The organism is Corynebacterium sp. ACRPS, assembly GCF_022346005.1.
Classification (GTDB): Bacteria; Actinomycetota; Actinomycetes; order Mycobacteriales; family Mycobacteriaceae; genus Corynebacterium.
This window is the reverse complement of record NZ_JAKRMY010000046.1, coordinates 1-655: the sequence shown is the minus strand read 5'-3', so window position 1 is coordinate 655 and position 655 is coordinate 1. Positions and strand designations below refer to the sequence as shown.

Here is a 655-nt window from a genome sequence, read left to right as displayed (position 1 = left end):
GCCCGTTCGACCAAACTTGTGTCTTGCACGCTATCCATAGCCCAGCCCAGCACCCTGCGGGAATGACCATCGCGGACCACGCATAAATACAACCAGCCTTCACCGGTGCGCAGATAAGTAATATCTGACATCCACACCCGGTTAAGCTCACCAGCATCAAACATGCGCCGGACTAGGTCAGGAAGACTTGACTTACGCTTGGCTTGGATCGTTGTCACCGGCACAAAAGCACGCGGTGAAATCCCTTCAATGCCCATCAGACGCATCCGCTTAGCCACAGTCTTACGATTTACACTGATCTGGTAGCGATCGGCGAGTTCTGCGGTAATCCGCGGAGCACCATAGACCTCATCGGAGTCTTTCCAAATCTGATGAATCTTACGATCAACATCATCGTAAAAAGATGTCCGATCATCTTTACCGGATAAGCGTTGCTGCTGCATATGGGCCCATTTGTAGTATCCAGACCGAGATACCTTCAACAAGCGCGCCATGCGCTTGATACTGAAATTCGCCTTCTCCTGCTGCATTAACTCGAACTTTTCTCTTCGCGTTGCTTTGCGGCGAAGAAGGCTGTCGCTTTTGACAAAAACTCATTATCCATCTTGGCTTCTGCCAGCTCACGACGCAGACGAGCATTCTCCGCACGAAGATC

1 protein-coding gene is annotated in these 655 nt (G+C 51.0%); it reads right to left on the bottom strand.

What is annotated here, in order from left to right; translation table 11 throughout:
* Nucleotides 1–530: IS3 family transposase (locus MHX65_RS11495; protein WP_239270174.1), on the bottom strand; the 530-nt coding region annotated here is incomplete at its 3' end.
* Between the last annotated feature and the right edge of the window lie 125 nt (nt 531–655).